1 protein-coding gene and 1 pseudogene are annotated in these 592 nt (G+C 55.2%); one reads left to right on the top strand and one right to left on the bottom strand.

Annotated elements, in window-relative coordinates:
* Nucleotides 1–199: hypothetical protein (locus LCM32_RS21915; RefSeq protein WP_224823211.1), on the bottom strand; the 199-nt coding region annotated here is incomplete at its 3' end.
* Between LCM32_RS21915 and LCM32_RS21920 the strand changes: the two are divergent.
* Nucleotides 198–592, top strand: a pseudogene (locus LCM32_RS21920) (hypothetical protein); the annotation flags it as partial. The gene LCM32_RS21915 and the pseudogene LCM32_RS21920 sit on opposite strands and share 2 nt — an antisense overlap.

Consider the following 592-nt stretch of genomic DNA (forward strand, 5'->3'; position numbering starts at 1 on the left):
CTGACGTAGAGAACGGCAATCTTCTGTTGGTGGAAACATGGCGGCGACGAATATCGAACAAAAGGCCCTCAGCCTGCTGAACGCATTTGAACGGGCTGGCAAGTCGGTCAGCCGCGTCATGGTGGATGGCCGTAAGATCGAAATCGTTCTTCGCCAGCAAAGTGAAATTGATGAATTTGAAGGGATAGATATGACCCATGGCAAAACGTGAGCTTCCCAAGTACGTCTATCGCCAGCGCAACGGCATCTATTTTCAACGCCGGGGCTGGGCCTCTCAGAAATTCAAAAACGAATTCGGCACGCCGGAGTTCTGGAAGGAATACACCGACATTCTTGGTGGCAAGGAAAAGCCACAGCGCGTCACATCCCGCAATTTCCGCGCTCTGGTGAAGAGCTACCACAAGTCCCCCAAGTACGCGCGGCTCAAGACGCGCACGGCGCTGGACTATGACAAGTACCTGGAGTTCTTCGTCTCGATCATGGGGGACGCCAACCCGGCGGCGATGAAGCGCAAAGACGTGATCCGCATGCGTGACAGCAACGCCCACAAGGTCTACTTCGCCAACTACTCGCTGCGCGTGCTCCGTGTCCT

The sequence above is a fragment of the Pseudooceanicola nanhaiensis genome (assembly GCF_020171315.1).
GTDB classification, from domain to species: Bacteria; Pseudomonadota; Alphaproteobacteria; order Rhodobacterales; family Rhodobacteraceae; genus Pseudooceanicola; species Pseudooceanicola nanhaiensis_A.